The organism is Streptomyces sp. NPDC028314 (assembly GCF_055565795.1).
Genome location: NZ_JBVHTP010000005.1, coordinates 303,667 through 324,833, shown reverse-complemented (window position 1 = coordinate 324,833; position 21,167 = coordinate 303,667). Strand labels below are relative to the sequence as shown.

At 72.5% G+C, this 21,167-nt stretch carries 12 protein-coding genes; 5 read left to right on the top strand and 7 right to left on the bottom strand.

Translation table 11 applies throughout. From position 1 onward, the window contains the following. Positions 1 to 11 precede the first annotated feature (11 nt). A complete protein-coding gene (locus ACZ4TG_RS14885; RefSeq protein WP_468162488.1) occupies positions 12 to 353 on the top strand; it encodes a thioredoxin family protein in 342 nt (113 codons plus the stop codon). On the opposite strand, the gene glgB is transcribed toward ACZ4TG_RS14885, so the two are convergent. From glgB to ACZ4TG_RS14865, 4 genes are all read right to left on the bottom strand, one after another. Further along, the gene (gene glgB / locus ACZ4TG_RS14880) at positions 343 to 2,628 is read right to left on the bottom strand and encodes a 1,4-alpha-glucan branching enzyme (protein WP_468162486.1); all 2,286 of its coding nucleotides are present in this window, start codon (positions 2,626 to 2,628) and stop codon (positions 343 to 345) included. The two genes, ACZ4TG_RS14885 and glgB, sit on opposite strands and share 11 nt — an antisense overlap. Beyond that, entirely contained in the window at positions 2,625 to 4,082 is a 1,458-nt protein-coding gene (locus tag ACZ4TG_RS14875; protein WP_468162484.1) for a maltokinase N-terminal cap-like domain-containing protein, read from the bottom strand. The genes glgB and ACZ4TG_RS14875 overlap by 4 nt, the downstream gene beginning before the upstream one ends. Before the next feature lie 220 nt (positions 4,083 to 4,302). Beyond that, positions 4,303 to 6,024: a maltose alpha-D-glucosyltransferase gene (gene treS, locus ACZ4TG_RS14870; protein WP_468162482.1), complete on the bottom strand. Its 1,722-nt coding sequence runs from the start codon at positions 6,022 to 6,024 to the stop codon at positions 4,303 to 4,305. Beyond that, the gene (locus ACZ4TG_RS14865) at positions 6,021 to 8,015 is read right to left on the bottom strand and encodes an alpha-1,4-glucan--maltose-1-phosphate maltosyltransferase (RefSeq protein ID WP_468162480.1); all 1,995 of its coding nucleotides are present in this window, start codon (positions 8,013 to 8,015) and stop codon (positions 6,021 to 6,023) included. Before ACZ4TG_RS14865 ends, treS begins: the two co-directional genes overlap by 4 nt. A 637-nt stretch (positions 8,016 to 8,652) precedes the next feature. Between ACZ4TG_RS14865 and glgP the strand changes: the two genes are divergently transcribed. After that, positions 8,653 to 11,286, top strand: coding sequence for an alpha-glucan family phosphorylase (gene glgP, locus ACZ4TG_RS14860; protein WP_468162479.1), 2,634 nt, complete (start codon positions 8,653 to 8,655; stop codon positions 11,284 to 11,286). A 10-nt stretch (positions 11,287 to 11,296) separates the two neighbouring features. On the opposite strand, the gene ACZ4TG_RS14855 is transcribed toward glgP, so the two are convergent. Then, a complete protein-coding gene (locus tag ACZ4TG_RS14855) occupies positions 11,297 to 12,298 on the bottom strand; it encodes an Lrp/AsnC family transcriptional regulator (protein ID WP_468162477.1) in 1,002 nt (333 codons plus the stop codon). 143 nt (positions 12,299 to 12,441) lie between these two features. On the opposite strand from ACZ4TG_RS14855, the gene ACZ4TG_RS14850 reads away from it, so the two are divergent. Together ACZ4TG_RS14850 and ACZ4TG_RS14845 are read left to right on the top strand one after the other, a co-directional pair. Beyond that, positions 12,442 to 13,962: an MFS transporter gene (locus tag ACZ4TG_RS14850; protein WP_468162475.1), complete on the top strand. Its 1,521-nt coding sequence runs from the start codon at positions 12,442 to 12,444 to the stop codon at positions 13,960 to 13,962. 238 nt (positions 13,963 to 14,200) lie between these two features. After that, positions 14,201 to 15,181: a hypothetical protein gene (locus ACZ4TG_RS14845; RefSeq protein WP_468162473.1), complete on the top strand. Its 981-nt coding sequence runs from the start codon at positions 14,201 to 14,203 to the stop codon at positions 15,179 to 15,181. A 72-nt stretch (positions 15,182 to 15,253) separates the two neighbouring features. Here ACZ4TG_RS14845 and ACZ4TG_RS14840 read toward each other — a convergent pair whose 3' ends face one another. Both ACZ4TG_RS14840 and ACZ4TG_RS14835 read right to left on the bottom strand, forming a co-directional pair. Further along, on the bottom strand, positions 15,254 to 16,792 hold the full coding sequence (locus ACZ4TG_RS14840; RefSeq protein WP_468162471.1) for a nitronate monooxygenase: 1,539 nt from the start codon (positions 16,790 to 16,792) through the stop codon (positions 15,254 to 15,256). Positions 16,793 to 17,021: 229 nt separating this feature from the next. Then, a complete protein-coding gene (locus tag ACZ4TG_RS14835; RefSeq protein ID WP_468162469.1) occupies positions 17,022 to 19,292 on the bottom strand; it encodes a M4 family metallopeptidase in 2,271 nt (756 codons plus the stop codon). Positions 19,293 to 19,673: 381 nt separating this feature from the next. On the opposite strand from ACZ4TG_RS14835, the gene ACZ4TG_RS14830 reads away from it, so the two are divergent. Beyond that, complete coding sequence (locus tag ACZ4TG_RS14830) at positions 19,674 to 21,161, top strand: sugar transferase (protein ID WP_468162467.1); 1,488 nt, start codon at positions 19,674 to 19,676, stop codon at positions 21,159 to 21,161. The last annotated feature ends 6 nt before the right edge of the window (positions 21,162 to 21,167 follow it).

Here is a 21,167-nt window from a genome sequence, read left to right as displayed (position 1 = left end):
TGGGGACAACGATGAAGGCTCAAGGCGTCGCCGAAGTGACCGACGCGGACTTCGACGCCGAGGTGCTCGGCGAACGGGGCCGGCCCGTACTGGTGGAGTTCACCGCCGACTGGTGCGGCCCCTGCCGCCAGCTGGCGCCCGTGCTCTCCGCGATCGCGGCCGAAGAGGCCGGCCGGCTCAAGGTCGTACAGATCGACGCGGACAGCAACCCCGCCACCGTCACCCGGTACGGGGTGCTGTCCATGCCGACCCTGCTCGTCTTCCGCGACGGCGAACCCGTCCGGCAGATGGTCGGGGCCCGCGCCAAGCGCAAGCTGCTCCAGGAACTGGAACCCGAGCTCGCTACGGCCTGAACCAGACCGTCGCCATCGGCGGCAGCGTCATCCGCAGGCTCGCCGCGCGCCCCTGGGCCGGAACCGGCTCGGGGCGCAGCGGCTGCAGGTGGCGCACGCCGCTGCCGCCGTACTGCTCGTCGTCCGTGTTGAGGACCTCCCGCCACAGCGGAACCTCCTCCGGCACCCCGAGCCGGTACCCGTGCCGGACCACCGGCGAGAAGTTCGACACCGCCAGCAGCTGCGAGCCGTCCTGCGCGTACCGCAGGAACGCGAAGACGTTGTCCTCCGCCGCATCGGCCTCCACCCACGCGAAGCCCTCCGGCACCGAGTCCCGCTCCCACAGCGCGGGCGCCGCCGTGTACGCGCGGTTCAGGTCCCGCACCAGGGTCCGCACGCCCCGGTGGTCACCGGCCGCCGCGTAGGAGTCGTCGAGCACCCACCAGTCGGGCCCGTACCTCTCCGACCACTCCGAGCCCTGGGCGAACTCCTGCCCCATGAAGAGCAGTTGCTTGCCCGGGTGGGCCCACATGAAGCCCAGGTACGCCCGGTGCGCGGCCCGCTGCTGCCACCAGTCGCCGGGCATCTTCGACACCAGCGAGCGCTTGCCGTGCACCACCTCGTCGTGCGAGATCGGCAGCACGTAGTTCTCGCTGTACGCGTAGACCATCCCGAAGGTCATGTCGTGGTGGTGGTACTTGCGGTGCACCGGCTCCTTCGACAGGTAGCGCAGGGTGTCGTGCATCCAGCCCATGTTCCACTTCAGCCCGAAGCCGAGCCCGCCCGAGTCCGTCGGCCGGGTCACGCCCTCCCAGGCCGTGGACTCCTCGGCGATCGTCACCACGCCCGGGCAGCGCCGGTACACCGTCGCGTTCATCTCCTGGAGCAGCGCCACCGCGTCCAGGTTCTCCCGGCCGCCGTGCTCGTTCGGCGTCCACTGCCCCTCTTCGCGCGAGTAGTCGAGGTAGAGCATCGAGGCCACCGCGTCCACCCGCAGCCCGTCGATGTGGAACTCCTGGCACCAGTAGACGGCGTTCGCGACGAGGAAGTTGCGGACCTCCTTGCGCCCGTAGTCGAACTCCAGGGTGCCCCAGTCCGGATGCGCCGCCCGCTGCGGGTCGTGGTGCTCGTACAGCGGGCGCCCGTCGAACTCCGCCAGCGCCCAGTCGTCGCGCGGGAAGTGCGCCGGCACCCAGTCGACGATCACCCCGATCCCGGCCCGGTGCAGCGAGTCCACCAGGAACCGGAAGTCGTCCGGGGTCCCCATCCGGGACGTGGGCGCGTAGAAGCCGGTGACCTGGTACCCCCAGGAACCGCCGAAGGGGTGCTCCGCGACCGGCATCAGCTCCACGTGCGTGAAGCCGAGCTCCTTCACGTACACCGGGAGCTGCTCCGCGAGCTGCCGGTACGACAGCCCCGGCCGCCAGGACGCCAGGTGCAGCTCGTACACCGACAGCGGCGCCTGGTGCGGCGGGCGGACGCCGCGCGCGGCCATCCACCGGTCGTCCTGCCACGCGTACCGGGAGGTCGTCACCACCGAGGCGTTCGCCGGGGGGACCTCCGCGTGCCGCGCCATCGGGTCGGCGCGCAGGGTGTGGCTGCCGTCGGGGCGCGTGATGTCGTACTTGTACAGGGTGCCCTCGCCCACCCCCGGCAGGAACAGCTCCCACACCCCCGACGAGCCCAGCGAACGCATCGGGTACGCGACGGAGTCCCAGTACGAGAAGTCCCCGGTGACCCGCACCCCCTGGGCGTTCGGCGCCCACACCGTGAACCGGGTGCCGGCCACGCCCTGGTGCTCCATCGGCTCGGAGCCCAGCGCCGTCCACAGCTCCTCGTGCCGGCCCTCCCCGATCAGGTGCAGATCGAGCTCCCCGAGCGCCGGCAGGAACCGGTACGGGTCGTGGACCTCGATCTCGTCGCCGTCGTACGCCACCAGCAGCCGGTAGTCGGGCACGCCGGTCAGCGGCAGCAGCCCGGAGAACAGCCCGTCGCCGTCGTCGAAGAGCTCGGCCCGCAGCCCCTTGGCGACGATCGTCACCGCCTTCGCGTACGGGCGCAGCACCCGGAAGGCCACCCCGCCGCGCTGGGTCCGCGCGCCGAGCACCGCGTGCGGATCGTGGTGGCGGCCCTCCAGGAGCCGGGCCCGTTCCTCGCCGCCCAGCGGGGGCGCCGGCCGGACCCCGTGGGGCGGTGCGGTCCGGCGGGCCCGGGGGGTGCGGGCCCCCCGTACGGGTTCGGGTGCGACCCCGGCTTCGTCGCGGACGGTCGGTGACGGCTGTCGTGCGGCGCTCACGCGAGCGGCCTCCTCGGGGGCTTCGGGTGGGGGGTGGCGGAGCCCGGTGCGGGCTGGGCCGGCTGGTGGCCCGGCCGGTGGGCGGGGCGCTGGGGTTCGGACAGCCGCCGGATCGCCGCCATCGGGACGTGCAGCCAGTCGGGGCGGTGCCGGGACTCGTAACGGGCCTCGTACACCGCCTTGTCGGTCTCGTACGCCCGCAGCAGCACGGGGTCCTCCCGGGGGTCGCGGCCGGTGGTGCGGGCGTAGCCCTCGCAGAACGCGGCCCGGCAGGCGTCCGCCCAGGCGGGGGCGAACGGCCGGTGCGAGCGCGCCGCGTAGTCGAAGGAGCGCAGTATCCCGGCGATGTCCCGCACCGCCGGTTCGGGTCGGCGCCGGTCCGCCAGCGGCCGGGCGGGCTCGCCCTCGAAGTCGATCAGCGCCCAACTGCCCTCGGCGGTGCGCAGGGTCTGCCCCAGGTGCAGGTCCCCGTGGATGCGCTGGGCGTGCACCCCGCCCCCGCGCGAGGCGGCCAGCGCGTCGAACGCCCCGCGCAGCCCCGCCTCGTACGGTCGCAGCGCGGGCACCTCGCGGGCGGTGGCGGCCAGCCGGGCCGTCATCCCGGCGGCGAGCCGGGCGGTCTGCTCGGGGCCGAGCGCCAGGGTGGGCAGCGCGTCGGCCAGGGCGTTGTGCACCTCGGCGGTGGCCCGGCCCAGGGCGTGGGCCTCGGCGGTGAAGTCGGCGCCGGTGCCGAGCCGGCGCAGCGCGAGCTGCCAGCCGTCGTCGGAGCCGCGCAGGTACGGCTGGAGCACGCCCAGGGTCAGCGGTTCGGCGCCGGGCAGCTCGGCCTCGTACCAGGCGACCGGAGCGGGCACCCGGGCGCAGCCGGCGGCGGCGAGCGCTCTGGGCAGCTCCAGGTCCGGGTTGACGCCGGGGCCGACCCGCCGGAACACCTTCAGGATGTACGAATCCCCGTAGATCAGCGAGGAGTTGGTCTGTTCCCCGGACAACGGCCGGGGTGCCGGAGCCGCGGGGATCAGCGCGTCCGGGTCCCGCTCGAAGCGCAGCGGGCCGAGGGCGCCGGGCGCGCGCAATCGTTCCAGCAGCAGGGCGGCCAGCCGCGGATCGCCGAGTCCCTCGTACACGGCCTGCCCGGCGTACGGGCCCTGCTCGGCGTACCCGATCAGGGCGGGCGCGAGCGCAGGGGGCAGGTTCGGGCGCACCCCCAGCAGCAGCTGGTAGCAGTCCGAACTCCCGTCGGCGTCCACGCCGACGAGCAGGTGCAGCAGCCCGGGCGAGGCCTCGGGCGGCAGGAGTTCGACGGCCGAGACCAGCCGCAGGCGCGTGATGGCGCGCCCCTTGCCGGCGAACCAGCGCTGCCTCGGCAGCCAGGCGCGCAGCATGGGCTCGAGCGGTCCGAGCGGGACCGCGGCCAGGCTGCCCTGGCGACTCCGGGCGGATGCAGCCTCCGACATGGCGTCGCGTCCTTTCCCCGGGCCGTCACAGAATGCGCAGAGTGTCCCGGATGGCGATGGTTGCTGTCCGGCGATGGGCGAGTGTCGGGTCAGGGATGATCCGTACAGGGGCGGGCGATTGACCCATTCGCGCGCCCGCCCCCTGTTCTTCAGCGGAGGTCCGGTTCGCCTCCGGAGCGTCCGGGCCGCGGCTCGCGGGTCCCGGGTGCGCCCCTCGGGCTCACTCGCCCTTGCTGTCCCGCGGGCCCAACTCGGCCCGCAGGCGGAACCAGTAGAAGCCGTGGCCCGCCAGGGTCAGCAGGTACGGCCACTCGCCGATCGGCGGGAAGCGCACGTCTCCCGTGAGCTCCACCGGGACCCGCCCGTTGAACGACCGCAGATCCAGTTCGGTGGGCTGCGCGAAGCGCGAGAAGTTGTGCACGCAGAGCACCAGGTCGTCCCCGTACTCGCGCAGGAACGCGAGCACCGCCGGGTTCGACGACGGCAGTTCGGTGTACGAGCCGAGTCCGAAGGCGGGGTTCGCCTTGCGGATCTCGATCAGCCTGCGGGTCCAGTGCAGCAGTGAGGAGGGCGACGCCATGGCCGCCTCGACATTGGTGACCTGGTACCCGTAGACCGGGTCCATGATGACCGGCAGGTTCAGCCTGCCCGGATCGCACGAGGAGAAACCGGCGTTGCGGTCCGGCGTCCACTGCATGGGCGTGCGTACGCCGTCCCGGTCGCCCAGCCAGATGTTGTCGCCCATGCCGATCTCGTCGCCGTAGTAGAGCACCGGCGAGCCCGGCAGCGAGAGCAGCAGGGCGGTGAACAGCTCCATCTGGTTGCGGTCGTTGTCCAGCAGCGGGGCGAGCCGGCGCCGGATGCCGATGTTGGCCCGCATCCGCGGGTCCTTGGCGTACTCGGCGTACATGTAGTCGCGCTCTTCGTCCGTGACCATTTCGAGGGTGAGCTCGTCGTGGTTGCGCAGGAAGATGCCCCACTGGCAGCGGTCCGGGATCGCCGGGGTCTTGGCCAGGATTTCGGAGACGGGGTAGCGGGACTCTCTTCGCACGGCCATGAAGATGCGCGGCATGACGGGGAAGTGGAACGCCATGTGGCACTCGTCCCCGCCCTTGGCGAAGTCCCCGAAGTAGTCGACGACGTCCTCCGGCCACTGGTTCGCCTCGGCGAGCAGCACGGTGTCGGGGTAGTGCGCGTCGATCTCGGCGCGGACCCGCTTGAGGAGGCTGTGGGTGCGCGGCAGGTTCTCGCAGTTCGTGCCCTCCTCGGCGTACAGGTAGGGCACGGCGTCGAGGCGGAAGCCGTCGATGCCGAGGTCCAGCCAGAAGCGCAGCGCCGAGATGATCTCCTCGACCACGGCCGGGTTCTCGTAGTTGAGGTCCGGCTGGTGCGAGAAGAAGCGGTGCCAGTAGTACTGCTTGCGTACGGGGTCGTACGTCCAGTTCGAGGTCTCGGTGTCGACGAAGATGATGCGGGCGTCCTGGTACTGCTTGTCGTTGTCGGCCCACATGTAGTAGTCGCCGTACGGACCGTCCGGGTCCTTGCGGGACTGCTGGAACCACTCGTGCTGGTCGCTGGTGTGGTTCATGACGAAGTCGATGATCACCCGCATGCCGCGCTGGTGCGCGGCGTCCACGAACTCCACGAAGTCGGCGAGGTCGCCGAATTCGGGGAGCACCGAGGTGTAGTCGGAGACGTCGTAGCCCCCGTCGCGGAGTGGCGAGGCGAAGAACGGGGGCAGCCAGAGGCAGTCGACCCCGAGCCACTGGAGGTAGTCCAGCTTGGAGGTCAGCCCCTTGAGGTCCCCCACGCCGTCGCCGTTGGTGTCGTGGAAGGAGCGGACGAGCACCTCGTAGAAGACCGCCCGCTTGAACCAGTCGGGATCGCGGTCCTTGGCGGGGGTGTCCTCGAACGTGTCGTGGACGGGATCGTTGATCATCATGTGATGGGTGACCCTCCGGTGGGCGGGGACGGTCGCAGAGCGGCCAGCACGTGCGCGGGCGTTCGGCCCGGCTCTAGGCGCACGTAGTTCGCCCTGCCCCAGTGATAGGTATCGCCGGTGAGCTCGTCGCGCACCGCGAGGGACCCGTGCCAGTCGAGGCCGAGTACCGGCATGTCCAACGAGACCGTCGCCTCCTGGGTGTGGTGCGGATCGAGGTTGACGACCACCAGTACGGAATTGCCCCCGGCGTGCTTCGAATAGGCGATCACCTGTTCGTTGTCGGTCGGGTGGAAGTGAATGTCGCGCAGCTGCTGGAGCGCCGGGTTGCGGCGGCGCAGCCGGTTCAGGGCGGTGATCAGCGGGGCGATGGTCCGGCCCTCGCGGTCGGCGGCGGCCCAGTCGCGTGGCCGGAACTCGTACTTCTCCGAGTTCAGGTACTCCTCGCTGCCCTCCTTGACCGGGGTGTTCTCGCAGAGCTCGTATCCGGCGTAGACACCCCAGGCGGGGGACAGGGTGGCGGCCAGCACGGCCCGCACCTCGAAGGCCGGGCGGCCGCCGTGCTGAAGGTACGCGTGGAGGATGTCGGGGGTGTTGACGAAGAAATTCGGCCGCATGACGGAGGCCGAGCGGTCCCCGGAGAGCTCGGTCAGGTACTCGGTCAGCTCGGCCTTCGTGTTGCGCCAGGTGAAGTACGTGTACGACTGCTGGAAGCCGACGGCGGCCAGCGCGCGCATCATCGCGGGGCGGGTGAAGGCCTCGGCCAGGAAGATCACGTCGGGGTCGGACTTGTTGATGTCCGCGATCACCTTCTGCCAGAACACGACAGGCTTGGTGTGCGGGTTGTCGACCCGGAAGATCCGGACCCCGTGGTCCATCCAGTGCCGCAGGACGCGGACCGTTTCCTCCACGATCCCGGCCATGTCGGTGTCGAAGTGGATCGGGTAGATGTCCTGGTACTTCTTCGGCGGGTTCTCGGCGTACGCGATCGTCCCGTCGGCGCGGTGGCGGAACCACTCCGGGTGCTTCTCCACCCACGGGTGGTCCGGGGAGCACTGGAGGGCGAAGTCGAGGGCGATCTCCAGGTGGAGCTCGCGGGCCCGGGCGACGAAGGCGTCGAAGTCCTCGATGGTGCCGAGTTCGGGGTGGACCGCGTCGTGGCCGCCCTCGGTGGAGCCGATGGCCCAGGGCACGCCCGGGTCCCAACTCCCTGCCGACAGAGTGTTGTTCGGGCCCTTGCGGTAGGTGCTCCCGATGGGGTGGATCGGCGGCAGGTACACGACGTCGAAGCCCATCGCGGCGATGGCCGGCAGGCGTTCGGCGGCCGTCCGGAAGGTGCCGCTGACGGGAGCCGATCCCGGCTCCACCACCGCTCCCTCCGAGCGGGGGAACATCTCGTACCAGGAGCCGAAGAGGGCCCGTTTGCGTTCGACGAGCAGCGGCAGCGCCTTCGCGGAGGTGACCAGCTCCCGGTGCGGGCGCCGGGCGAGCGCGGCGTCCACCTCGGGCGCCAGGGCGGCGGCGTGGCGGACGGCGGGGTCCTGGTCCTCGTCGCGCATGACGCCGGCGGCGGCCAGCACGTGCGCGCGGCCGTCCCGCTTGGGGATCTTGGCGGCGGCCCGCTCGTAGAGCTCGGCCCCTTCGAGGAGGGTCAGCCCGCTGTCGATCCCGGCGGGGATCTTGATCGCGGCATGGGCCCGCCAGGTGGCGACCGGATCGCTCCACGCCTCGACGGTGTACGTCCACCTCCCCTCGACCTCGGCGGACACCCGGGCCCCCCACCGGTCGGTGCCGGGGGCGAGCTCGTGCAGGGGGACGGGGGGCCGCAGCCGCCCGCTCGGATCTCTGAGTACGACGTGGGCGGCGACAGCGTCGTGCCCTTCGCGGAACACGGTGGCCGAGATCTCGAAGACCTCGTCCACGACCGCCTTGGCGGGTCTGGCGCCGCAGTCGACGGCGGGGCGGACGTCCAGCACGGGAATGCGACCGATCATGATGGGCTCACCTGGGGGCAGTTCGCAGGGCTCGGTGACAAGGGTCCAGCCGTCAGGGCAGCTGGCAGTGCACGCTCTGTTCGCTCTGTTTCTAGCCGCTCGGAAGACGGCTGCGCTGCGGGCATGGCCGCTCCTGTCCGCGTTCACTCGGGTGGCGGGAGGTGGGCGGGGTTCCCCCGGACGGAGTCCGGGGGCGGGTGCGCCGTGCGTGTACCCGGGGAGCCCTTCCCACTCTCGCCCCGCCCAATCCGCGTGCTCGGTTAACTACTCGTACGTAGTGGCACGCCGATCACCAAGCCCCGGATCGACATCCGCCGAGGCTCCGTCAAGTCGAAAAGGACTAACGGATGTACACGGGCTCACCCCTTGTCCCACCTGCCACAGAGGCCTCGCCGACGCGCTCGTTCGGGCGCGTCGGCCCGTCGATTCCCGTGTGCCCGCTGCGGCGGGGCGCACGCGGCCGGGCGGTGGCGGGGCGGGCTTGGCCGGATCGTTTCGGCCGGACGGGACCACTACGGCACGGCCCGGGCGCCATGGCCGGGCGGCGGGCCCGGGGCTAGCCTTCCGGGGGTTGATGCGCGGGTGCACAGCGTGGTGCGGCCGCCCCTGTCCGCGATCCCCTGCGAAGGTGGAACACGTGAAGGCTATCCGTCGATTCACCGTGCGCCCCGTCCTCCCCGAACCACTGCTCCCGCTCGCCGACCTCGCGCGCAACCTGCGCTGGTCTTGGCATGTGGAAACCCGCGAACTCTTCCAATCCGTCGACCCGGAAGGCTGGCAGGCCGCCGGCGGCGATCCCGTCCGGCTGCTCGGCACCGTCTCCGCCGCCCGGCTGGAGGAGCTGGCCGGCGACCGGCGGTTCCTGCGCCGCCTGGCCGTCGCCGCCGCCGACCTCGATGACTACGTCCACGGCGGGAGGTGGTACCAGACCCACGAGAACGGCGGCGAGCTCCCCGCCGGGATCGCCTATTTCTCCCCCGAGTTCGGCATCACCGCAGCCCTGCCGCAGTACTCCGGCGGGCTCGGGATCCTCGCCGGGGACCACCTCAAGGCCGCCAGCGACCTCGGCGTCCCGCTGATCGGGGTGGGACTCCTCTACCGCCACGGGTACTTCCGCCAGTCCCTCTCCCGGGACGGCTGGCAGCAGGAGCACTACCCCGTCCTCGACCCCAACGAGCTGCCGGTCTCCCTCGTGCGCGAGGAGGACGGCACCCCCGCCCGGGTGGCACTGAGCCTGCCCGGCGGCCGAGCGTTGCACGCGCACATCTGGCAGGCCCGCGTCGGCCGGGTGCCGCTGCTGCTCCTCGACTCCGACGTCGAGGACAACGACAGCGCCGCCCGCGAGGTGACCGACCGGCTCTACGGCGGAGGCAGCGACCACCGGCTCCTCCAGGAGATGCTGCTCGGCATCGGAGGGGTGCGCGCGGTCCGCACGTACTGCCGGCTCACCGGTCATCCCGACCCCGAGGTGTTCCACACCAACGAGGGACACGCCGGCTTCCTCGGACTGGAACGCATAAGGGAACTGGAAGGGCAGGGGCTCGGCTTCGACGCCGCCGTCGAGGCCGTGCGCGCGGGGACCGTGTTCACCACGCACACCCCCGTCCCGGCCGGCATCGACCGCTTCGAGCGGGCGCTGGTCGCCCGGCACTTCGGGGACTCCGGCGAGCTGCCCGGCGTCCCCGTGGACCGGATCCTGGAACTGGGCGCCGAGACCTACCCCGGGGGCGACCCGGGGGTGTTCAACATGGCCGTCATGGGGCTGCGGCTGGCCCAGCGTGCCAACGGGGTCTCCACCCTGCACGGAGCGGTCAGCAGGGGCATGTTCGCCGGGCTGTGGCCGGGCTTCGACCCCGCCGACGTGCCCATCACCTCCGTCACCAACGGGGTGCACGCGCCGACCTGGGTGGCCCCCGAGGTGGTCCGGCTCGGTGCGCGCCAGATCGGCGCCGGCCGCACCGAGGACGCGCTGTCCGTCGGCGGCTCCCCGCGCTGGGACGCCGTCGCCGGGATCGGGGACCAGGAGGTCTGGGACCTGCGGCGGGTGCTGCGCGAGCAGCTGGTCCAGGAGGTCCGCGACCGGGTGCGGGCCTCGTGGAAGCAGCGCGGGGCCGCCGACGCCGAACTCGGCTGGGTGGACTCCGTCCTGGACCCGGACGTGCTGACCATCGGATTCGCCCGGCGCGTGCCCTCGTACAAGAGGCTCACGCTCATGCTGCGCGATCCCGAACGGCTGCGCAGGCTGCTGCTGGACCCGGACCGGCCCGTGCAGATCGTGGTCGCGGGCAAGGCGCATCCGGCCGACGACGGCGGGAAGCGGCTCGTGCAGGAACTGGTGCGCTTCTCCGACGACCCCCGGGTCCGGCACCGGATCGTCTTCCTGCCCGACTACGGCATGGCCATGGCGCAGAAGCTCTACCCGGGCTGCGACGTCTGGCTGAACAACCCGCTGCGCCCGCTGGAGGCCTGCGGCACCAGCGGGATGAAGGCCGCGCTCAACGGCTGTCTCAACCTGTCGGTGCTGGACGGCTGGTGGGACGAGTGGTTCGAGCCCGACTTCGGCTGGGCCATCCCCACCGCCGACGGGATCGGGACGGACGAGGACCGGCGCGACGACCTGGAGGCCAATGCCCTCTACGAGTTGATCGAGAGCCGGGTCGCGCCCCGCTTCTACGACCGGGCCGGGCGCACCGGCCTCCCGGCGCGGTGGATCGAGATGGTCCGGCGCACCCTGGTGTCCCTGGGGCCGAAGGTGCTCGCGGGGCGGATGGTACGGGAGTACGTGGAGCGGCTCTACGCTCCCGCCGCCCTCTCCCACCGGGCCCTCACCCTCGACGCCGCCCGGGACCTCGCCGGGTGGAAGGGCCGCGTCCGGACCGCCTGGCCGCGGGTCGCCGTCGAACACGTGGAGGCCGTGGCCGCCGCGCCCGTCGGGGGCACCGCCGAACTGGGAGCCACCCTCACCCTGCGGGTACGGGTGGCGCTCGACGCCCTCGCGCCCGAGGACGTCGAGGTACAGGCGGTCGCGGGCCGGGTCGACGCCCAGGACGTGATCCAGGGCGGCCGGGCCTTCCCGCTCAAGCCCGCCGCCGGACCGGACCTGGAGGGGCGCTGGGTCTACGAGGGCCCGCTCGCGCTGGACCGTACGGGGCCCTTCGGCTACACGGTACGGATCCTGCCGACGCACCCGCTGCTGGCGACCCCGGCCGAACTGGGGCTCGTCGCGGGGCCGGTGGACACCGACGCGGGGGGCGGCGTACTGCTGCGCTGACCGCGCCGGCTCAGGGGGCGGGCGGCGGATCCACCAGCCGCCCGCCCTCGACCAGCATCCCGGCCCGCTTGACGCTGCGCAGGGTCGGGATCACCTCCACCTGGCCCACCCCGTCCACCGAGCCGATCCGCTCGGTCAGGTAGGTGTAGAGCGCGTCGGTGTCCCGGCACACCACCACCGCCATCAAGGAGGCCGACCCGGTCACGGCCGCCACGAAGGCCACCTCGCGGTGGCTCGCCAGGGCGTTGCCCACCTCCGCCAGCCGGGCCGGCGGGACGCTCAGCACCAGCGTCGCCTCCGCCTCGTAGCCGAAGAGCGCGGGGACGAACTCCACGTCGAAGAAGACCGCCCCGAGATCGCGCAGCCGCTCCAGCCGGCGCCGGGCGGTGGACTCCGACAGGCCGGTGGCGCGCGCCAGTTCCGGATACCCGGCGCGGCCCTCCCGGCCCAGCACCCCGAGCAGCGCGAGCTCCGCCTCGTCCAGGACGTACCGCTCGGGCCCCGGCTCGACCGCGGGCCGTTCCAGGGCCGCGATCTGGTCGGGGCGCAGCACGTCCATGCCCGCCCACGCGTCGGGCCCGCCGAAGAACTTCCGCAGGATGGTGTGGGCGCTGATGCCGGTCACCCGGCGGGTGCGCGGCAGCTTCTCCAGCAGCAGGACGTCCCGGTCCTTGCGGGTACGGGCCCGGGTCATGCAGTGGATCTCCGTACCGCCGGAGTTCAGGGTCACCCACGCGATGTCCGGGCGGCGGGCGAGCGCCTCGGCCACCGGGAGCGCCGCGTCCGGGGCGCACTGGACCCGCAGCCAGGACTCGAACAGTCCGACGCGGCTGCCCAGCGGCAGTCCCACGACCCGGACCAGGCCGGAGGTCCGCAGCCGCCGGTAGCGGCGCACGACGGTCTGGTCGGAGACCTCCAGCACCTCGGCGATCCGGCTGAAGGCGGCCCGGCCGTCGATCACGAGGGCCTGGACCAGGGACCGGTCGAGTGCGTCCAGCTCCACGTCGCTCATGGTTTCCATCATCGCACCCGCCCTCATGACAGGAATCCGGCACGGGAGGGCTGCTGGGTGGGGGAAGGGCGCGGGGCGCTGAGACCTTGGGGTCACCGGGGCCGCGCCCGCCCCGCCCCCTTCCTGATCCGAGGAGTACTCCCATGCGCAAGTGGCTGCCTTTGACGGCGGTGAGCCTCGGGGCATTCATGCTCCTGGTCGACGTCACCATCGTGACCGTCGCCCTTCCGGACATGGCCACCGACATGGACACCGGCTTCGCCGGCCTCCAGTGGGTGATGGACATATACGCCCTGGCGCTCGCCGCCCTGCTGCTCGGCGCGGGCTCGCTGGCGGACCGGATCGGCCGCCGGCGGGTCTACCTCGGCGGGCTCGCGGTCTTCGCCGCGGCCTCGCTCGCCTGCGGGCTGGCCACCGGCCCCGGCATGCTGATCGCCTTCCGCGCCGTGCAGGGCATCGGCGGCGCCGCCATGTTCGCCACCACCATGGCCCTGCTCAGCGGGGCCTACCAGGGCCGCGACCGCGGGATCGCCTTCGGCGTCTGGGGCGCCGTCAACGGCGCGGCCGCCGCGGCCGGACCGATCATCGGCGGGCTGCTCACCGAGCACTTCGGCTGGCGCTGGATCTTCTTCATCAACCTGCCCGTCTGCGCCCTCGCCGTCCGGGTCACCCTCAAGGCCGTCACCGAATCCCGCGACCCGCACGCCAAGGGCCTCGACCTGCCGGGCATGGCCACCTTCACGGCCGGCGCCGGAATCGTCACCTACGCCCTGATCCGCGTCGCCGAGAACGGCTGGACCTCCGCCGCCACCCTCGGCATGCTCGGCCTCGGCGCCGCCTTCTTCGCCGCCTTCGTCCTCGTCGAACTGCGCACCGCCCGGCCGATGCTGGACCTCTCGCTCTTCCGCAGCCCCACCTTCGTGGCCGTGATGGCCGGCGGACTGCTGCTGTCCGGCGCCGCGTTCTCCTACCTCATGTACGTCTCGCTGTGGCTCCAGTCCGTCGAGGGGATGAGCCCGGTCCAGGCCGGCCTGGTCCTGGTGCCGCTGAGCCTCGCCGGGTTCCTCGTCTCCGCGCTGGCCGGGCGGCTGCTGCACGGCGCCCCGGCCCGGCTGTCCATCGGCGGCGGGCTGCTGCTGATCGGTGCGGGCGCCCTGCTCCAGGCCTGGATGCTGGACGCGGGCGACAGCTGGACGGCCCTGGTACCCGGTCTGGTGCTCACCGGGGTGGGCGTCGGCATGGCCACCCCGCCGCTGGCCGCCACCGTGATGGGGACCGTGGCCCCGGCCCGCGCGGGGATGGCCGGCGGCGCCCTGAACACCGCCCGGCAGCTGGGCAACGCCCTCGGCATCGCGGTGCTCGGCGCCCTCTTCCAGTCCGGTCTGGCCGACGGGCTCGGCGGCTCCGGGCAGCCGCACGGCACCGCCGAGGAGCTGGCCTCCGGCGGGGCGGGGCGGCTGCTGGCGGCGGCTCCGCAGGCCCGGGCGTGGGTGGAGACGGCCTTCGCGAGCGGGCTGCGGGAGACCTTCGTGGCCTCCGGGGTGATGGGCCTGGTCGGCGCGCTGGTGGTCGTCGCACTGATCCGCCCGGCCGGGCGGACCGGGGCGCCGGTGCCGGCACAGGGACCGGCCCGGGCCTCGGCCGGGGAACCGACCTCCGTCTGAGCGGCGTCGTACGGGGACCCGCGCATCCGGACACCGGGTGCGCGGGTCCCCGTACGACCGTGTCGGGGCGCGCCGTGCGGGCTGCCGTATGGCCCCGGCCGTCCGATCCGGGAGGGTGAACCTTCGAACGCGCTGCGTATGCAGAAACGTTTTGGCAGATCCGTCCGCTCCTACGCTGCCCGCTGGACGCCACCGGACCCGGCGTCCAGCGACCAGCGACCAGAGAAACGGACTCTTCATGCGTGTTCGCACCACTGCTGCGGCTTTCCTAGGCGCTCTCGCCCTCGTCCTCCCCGCGTCCGGCCAGGCCCTGGCCAACGACCACGACGACTGGGACGGCCACACGCTCGGCCGGCTGAACTACATCGTCGAGGACGAGGACGGCGACGATGAGCGCCGCCAGATCAGGCCGTCGGACAACGACACCTGCTACGAGCTGAACGGCACCTCGTGGAGCCGCCCGGCCACCCAGGTGCGCAACGAGACCGAGTCGCTGGCGGTGCTCTACGAGGGCCAGGGCTGCAACGGCCGCGCGGTGCGCACCCTGCACCCGGACGAGCGCGCGCGCAACGTCGAGGTCCGGTCGGTGTACTTCCGGCCGACCAATGACGAGCACCACGGCCGCCACGACAGCGACTGGGACGACGACGACAACGACTACGACTACGACGAGGACCGCGCCCGCCAGGGCGGCCAGGGCGGCCGCCACGAGCAGGGCGGCCGGCCGGCCATGGCGAAGCCCGCCGTGGCCTCGGCCGCCAAGGCGGCGGCAGCGGCCATGGCCAAGCCGGCCGCCAAGCCCGTGGCCAAGCCCGCGGTAGCGCCGGCCGTGATCCCCGCCGTCGCGCCCGCTCCGCGTCCGGGCGATGACGAGCCCGCCGCCGACGAGCAGCGCGGCGAGGAGCAGCAGCCGGGCCAGGACGAGCAGCGCGGCGAGGAGCAGCAGCCGGGCCAGGACGAGCAGCGCGGCGAGGAGCAGCAGCCGGGCCAGGACGAGCAGCGCGGTGAGGACGAGCAGCGGGGCGAGGACGAGCAGCGGGGCGAAGAGGACCAGCGCGGCGAGGACGAGCAGCGCGGCGAAGAGCAGCAGCCGGGCCAGGACGAGCAGCGCGGCGAAGAGGACCAGCGCGGCGAGGACGAGCAGCGTGGCGAGGAGCAGCAGCGCGCCGAGGACGAGGAGCCTGACCTCTTCGACGGCATCTTCCGCTCCATCGGCTGACCGGCCGGCCTCCTGACCCGTGAGGGCCCGGCACCACCGCGGTGGTGCCGGGCCCTCACGCCGTCCGCGGCGTCACGGACCGGGCCGCACCCGCGCCGTGGGCGCCGCCGCGGCCTCCCGGACACCGCCGGCGAGCCAGGCCACCACGTCGGCCGCCGTATAAGGGGAGGCGTCCGGGGAGAGCCGCGGCAGGAACGACAGGTCCTTGCCGATCGTCACCAGCGGGGGCTCCACCCGGCCGCCGGGCCGGCGCTGGGCCAGGCCGATGGTGGCGAGCAGCCCGTTGCACAGGCACTGCTTGCCCTCCGCCGCGGCGGCGTCCCCGCCCTTGCGGACGTACGCCGCCACCGGCTCGGCCGCGCACCGGTAGACCAGACCGCGCTCGCCCCGTACGGGAGTCCGCAGGAAACCCAGGTCGCAGACCCGGCGCCGGGCCCGCGCGACCTCCGGCTCGGAGACCGTGCCCGGCAGCTCCGCCACCTTGAAGGGGAACGCCGTCGGCGAGGCCTGCGGGTCGTTGCGGACCGTGAGGGTCCCGGAGTGGGCCCGGCCCAGCAGCTCCTCGCGCAGGTGCCGGGCCATCCCGGACTCCTCGCACAGGGCGAAGGCGCTGCCGACCTGTACCCCGGCCGCGCCCGCCGCGCGGGCGGCCGCCAGCGCCTGCGGGCTCGCCTGGCCGCCCGCGAGCCAGAACGGCAGCCCGAGCGCCGCCATTTTGGCGAGATCCGGATGGTCGCGCGGGCCGTAGACCGGCTCGCCCGCCTCGTCCAGGGTCATCGGCCCGCGCGGCGGGGCGCTGTGGCCGCCCGCCCGGCTGGTCTCGATGACGAACCCGTCGGGGCGGGTGGCCGGGTCCCGGGCCAGGTAGGCGGCCAGCACCGGCAGGGACACGATGGCCAGCACCTCGGGGCGGCGCAGCGGGCCGGGCAGATGCCCGGCCAGCAGGGCGGCCGGGTCGAAGAGGTGCTCCAGCGGCTCCTCGTCGCCCTCGACGGCGATCCGGCTCACGCAGCGTTCGTAGCGCGCCAGCCGTGAGGCGAGGGCAGGGATCTGACCGGGTACTCCCGCGCCCACGAGCACGTGGTCGACGCCTGCCAGGATCGCGCCGAACATCGCGGGGGCGGTGGCCAGCTGGATCTTCTCCAGGTAGTTGACGCCGACGAGACCATCGTGTCCCTCCTTGGCCAGCCAGACCTCGACGAAGTTGCCGAGCACGGTGAGGACTTCCGCGGGGGCCCCGCCCGTCGCGCGCAGCCGCGGGGTGGTCCGCATCGGGGAGGCCGGGTCCGGCAGGCCCTCCGCGCGGAAGTAGCAGTCGAGGGCGGTCCGGGCGAGCTCGGGGAGCGGGAAGGCCGCCAGTGCCCGGCGGGCGTGTCCGCCCGGGTCGCCGGTCTGCAGGACGCGGGCCAGTACGACGTCCAGCGCGGTGCCGGAGACCACGCCCAGCTGGCCCGTCACGGACACGGCCCGGGCGAGGCGCCAGCCGGAGACGCCGACGCCCATGCCGCCCTGGATCAGCCAGGGGAGCCCGTCACGCGCGGGGGCGGGGGCGGGGGCGGGGGAGGCGGCGGGGCCGGGGGCGGCGGTGGGCTGGTGTGCTGTCGCGGGCATGAGCGTGCGTCCGTCCCTGTGCGGTGACCCGAACCTACGGTCGCGTAGGTTCGCCGGGTTCCACTATCTCCCCGTGCCGCCCGCCGGGAGGGCGCCGAAGGTCCCCCTCGGGCGGGGCCCTGGTCCCGGGACCGGGGGCCCAATGGAACAGGGCCGCCCGGGGAGGTCTCCTCCCGGGCGGCCCCGTGGTCTAACGGTTCAGCCGTGGTTCACGCACCCCTGGCGGGGGTCAGAACGTGAGCTTCCAGCTGTCGATCTTGCCGACGTCCGCGCTCGCGAGGTCGGCGACCCGCAGCTTCCAGACCCCGTTGGCGACCTCGGAGGAGGCGTTCACGGTGAAGGACTGGAGGATGTTGTCCGCGCTGCCGCCGGTGCGGTTGCGCAGGTTGTAGACGGTGCCGTCGGGGGCGACGAGGTCGACCTTCAGGTCACCGACGTACGTGTGCTTGATGTCGACGTCCACCTTGAGGGTGCTCGGGGCGTTGCCCGAACGGGTCACGGTGACCGGCGACTCGACCGTCGCGTTGTCGTTGATCGCGTAGTCCGCGGTGTTCTCGAAGACGTTCTGCTGGGCGGTGCCGACCGTCCAGGTGAAGGACGCCGTACCGGTCTTGCTCGCGGAGTCGGTCACGGTGACGGTCACGTTGGACGTGCCCGCCGTGGTGGCCGTGCCCGAGATCAGGCCGGTCGAGGAGTTGATCGACAGGCCGGCCGGCAGGCCGGTCGCCGCGTAGCTCAGCGCACCCGGGTTGGTGCTGGTCGCCTGGACCTGAAGGCTCACAGCGGTGTTGATCTGGGTGGTCTGGTTGGCGATCGGGGTGACCGAGACGCCTGCGGGCGCGGGCCGGGTGCCGACGTTGATGCCCGCCCAGGCGTGGGCCACGTTGGTGTAGGTGGCCGAGTTCGCGCCGTAGAGGTCGGCGGCGGCCTGGAGGGTCGCCGTACGGGCTGCCGCGTAGTTGGTGTTGGACTTGAAGTAGCCCACCGTCAGCGCGCGGAACCAGATCTTCGCGGCGGCGTCCCGGCCGATCGCGGTGACCGGGAGGTTGTCCGAGGTCGGCGAGTTGTAGCTGACGCCGTTGACGACCTTGGCGCCGGAGCCCTCGGACATCAGGTAGAAGACGTGGTTCGCCGGGCCCGAGGAGTAGTGGACGTCGATGCCGCCGATGCCCGAGTACCACGCGTCCTTGGAGCCGCCGTCCTTGCTCGGCTTGTCCATGTAGCGCAGCGGGGTGCCGTCGCCGTTGATGTCGATCTTCTCGCCGACGAGGTAGTCGCCCACGTCCTGCGGGTTGTTGGCGTTGAACTCGACGGCCGCCGCCATGATGTCGGAGGTCGCCTCGTTGAGGCCGCCGGGCTCACCGGAGTAGGTCATGTTGCCGGTGACCGAGGTCAGACCGTGGGTCATCTCGTGCGCGGCCACGTCGATCGAGGTCAGCGGGTGGGTGTTCCCGGTGCCGTCGCCGTAGGTCATGCAGAAGCAGGAGTCGTCCCAGAACGCGTTGACGTAGGCGTTGCCGTAGTGGACCCGGCTGTACGGGGCCACGCCGTCGTTGCGCAGGCCGTTGCGGCCGTGCACGTTCTTGTAGTAGTCCCAGGTGAGCTGGGCGCCGTAGGCGGCGTCCGCGCCGGCGGTCTCCCGGTTGGAGGCCGCGCCGTTGCCCCAGACGTCGTCCGGTCCGGAGAACAGCGTGCCGGTGCCGGAGCTGCCCCCCTTCAGGTCGTACGTCTTGTGGCTGCCGCGTCCGGCGTCGGTCAGCGTGTAGGTGCTGCCCGACTGGGTGCTGCCGACGGTGACCTGGCCGCTGTACATGGTGTTGCCGGTGCCGGTCTCGATGGCCTGCCACTCGGTGATCTTCGCGCCGGTCCTGGCGTCGGTGATCACGTGCAGCTGGCTCGGCGTGCCGTCGTGCTGGAGGCCGCCGACGACGGTCTCGTACGCGAGGACCGGAACACCCTCGGCCGCCCAGATCACCTTGCGGGCGTTCTTGGCGGGCTTGGCGTCCTTGGCACCCGCGGAGTTCGCGGACGAAACGGCCGCGCCCTCGGCCGAGGCCGGGGTGACGGTGGCGGTGGTGTCCGCGACCTTGATCTCGTGGTTGGTGGCCTTGGTCACGCTCTTGGTGACGCCGCCCTTGGCGTGGACGGTCAGGTCACCGCCGAGCACCGGCAGGCCCTCGTAGGTGCGTTCGTAGGTGGTGTGCGTGGTGCCGTCCGCATCCTGGACGACATCGCGGACGATGAGCTTCTCCGTGCCACCGAGACCGAGTGCCTTCGCCGCCTGCACGGTGGTCGAGTTGGCGTCGGCGAGGAGCGTCGCACGCTCCGATGCGCTGAGCGCGCGGTTGGCCGAGCCCGGGTTGGGCTGGGCAGCCGCGCGGGCCTGTGACGCGGTGGCGTCGGCGGTGGCGGAACCGGCCTGTATACCTACGGCGAGCAGGGCTGCCGCGGCTACGAGTGCGCCGGCCGCGGTGGCGCGCCGCTGGGGGGTGGGACTCAACGCAGACTCCTTCTGCAAGGGGGGTTCCGGACGGCTGGGTGGGCCTCCGGGCAGATCAGGGCTGGTGCGATGAACGGTCGAAGAGTGCCACCTGTGGGCGCTGATGTCAGGGCCGCGTCAAAAGGTTGGCTGGAAACGGTTCGTTGTCCGAAGATACGTATCCGGTATTCGAACCATTCACCTTTGTGTGGGAAGGCGGGGTCCGAGTTCCGGAACAGGAGATACCGGTTGCTAACACTTGCGCAACGAGGGACTCCGTTAACGCAAACGGCATTTACCGTACGGGTGTTTGTCGTACTGTTTCCCGGTGCGACAGTTGCCCGTTGCCAGGGGAAGCCGCGGGCACGCGCCACAGTCATAGACCACGTGCCAGGGGGGCCCATGAGGCATGTCCATTTTCCTGCGCAAAGAGTGGCCAGAACCGCAGCCGATACGGTCGGGAAGGCCATCGCGCCCGCCCGGCGGCTCGGGGACAAGGCCCGTTGGTACCTGCCCGCCGCCGTCACCGCCGACTTCGTCGGTGCCGCCCTTCCCGTAGGACTCGTCTTCGAGGCGGCGCAGCAGGTCCGGCCCGTGTACTGCGCCGTCGGCGCCGCCCTGGCGTGGACCGGGGTCCAGGCACTGCGCCGGCGCTACGCGTCCCGGGTGCTCGGAGAATCCCGGGGCGTACTGCCCGTCGTGCACGACTGGCTGATTCTCATCGGTGTCCTCGCCGTCGCCCGGGTGGTGACCGGGGAGAGCACCCCCCGACTGGCGGCCCTCGGGGCGCTGCTGCCCGCTCTGCTCATCACCGTCGCCTGCCACAAGCTCACCTACCGCCACCTCTCCGCTGCCCGCCGCGAGGCCCAGGCGGTCAGCCGGGTGCTGGTGGTCGGTGAGCCCGGGGCCGCCGAGGAGGTGATCGCGCACCTCGCCGCGCGCACCGACCACCCGTACGTGGTGGTCGGGGTGCTCCCGGTCGGCGAGGGGCCGGTCTCCAACGGGGTGCCCGTCGCGGGCCGCCTCGAAGCGGAGATGCCGCAGACGCCGAACGGCGACTCGGCCACCGTGCTGGGTGCCGCCGCGAGCCACCACGCCGACCTGGTGCTGGTCGCCCCGGGCGTACGGATCACGGGTGAGCGGCTGCGCCGGGTCGCATGGACCCTGCACGACGCCGGGCTGGAACTGGCCGTCTTCCCCGGACTGGTGGAGATCTCCGTCAAACGGCTGGAAACCCTCACCGCCGGCGGGCTCGCCGTGCTGCGGATCGCCCCGCCGGTGCGGCGCGGGATCCAGACCCTGCTCAAGTCGGTCCTGGACCGCGCCGGCGCCGCGGTGGGACTGCTCCTGCTGTCGCCGCTGTTCCTCGCCGTCGTTCTGGCGATACGTTTCGGCTCGCGCGGCCCCGCCTTCTACAGCCAGCGCCGGATCGGCCGCGACGGAGAACCCTTCGTCATGTGGAAGTTCCGCACGATGGTGGTGGACGCCGACCAGCTCAAGGACGAGCTGTCGGGGGCCAACGAGAACGACGGCCTGATGTTCAAGATGCGCCGCGACCCCCGGGTGACCCGGGTGGGCCGGCTGCTGCGCCGCACCTCGATGGACGAACTGCCCCAGCTGGTCAACGTACTGACCGGCAGCATGTCGCTGGTCGGCCCCCGGCCGCCGCTCCCGGAGGAGGTGGCGCAGTACGACGAGGTCGAGCTGCGCCGGCTCACCGTGCGGCCCGGTATGACCGGCCTGTGGCAGATCAGCGGGCGGTCGGACCTGTCCTGGGACGAAACGATTCAGCTCGATCTGCAGTACGTGGACAACTGGTCCTTCACCAGTGACGTCGACGTCATGGGCCGCACCCTCCGCGCCGTCGTCGACGGTCGCGGAGCGTACTGAGGGGCC